Genomic DNA, 291 nt, shown 5'->3' with positions numbered 1-291 from the left:
ACACGGCGGTCGGCCTGACGGGCACCTCGATAACGGTGACCGATGCCGGTGGCACATTGAGCCAGGACCTTGACGGTACCTTCGCCACGGACGCCGAGCTTGCCGCACTCAACACGGACGACGCCGATGCGGACCCCACGAACGAACTGAACACGGCCGTGGGCCTGACGGGCACCTCGATAACGGTGACCGATGCCGGTGGCACATTGAGCCAGGACCTTGACGGAACCTTCGCCACGGACGCCGAGCTTGCCGCACTCAACACGGACGATGCCGACGCTGACCCCACGA

General features: G+C 65.6%; 1 protein-coding gene. It reads left to right on the top strand.

The features are described from left to right. Positions 1-291: hypothetical protein (locus GTQ34_RS16655; protein WP_208103921.1), on the top strand; the 291-nt coding region annotated here is incomplete at both ends.

This window comes from Flagellimonas ochracea, assembly GCF_009903685.1.
In the GTDB taxonomy this organism is placed as follows: Bacteria; Bacteroidota; Bacteroidia; order Flavobacteriales; family Flavobacteriaceae; genus Flagellimonas; species Flagellimonas ochracea.
This window is presented reverse-complemented; position numbering and strand designations above follow the sequence as displayed.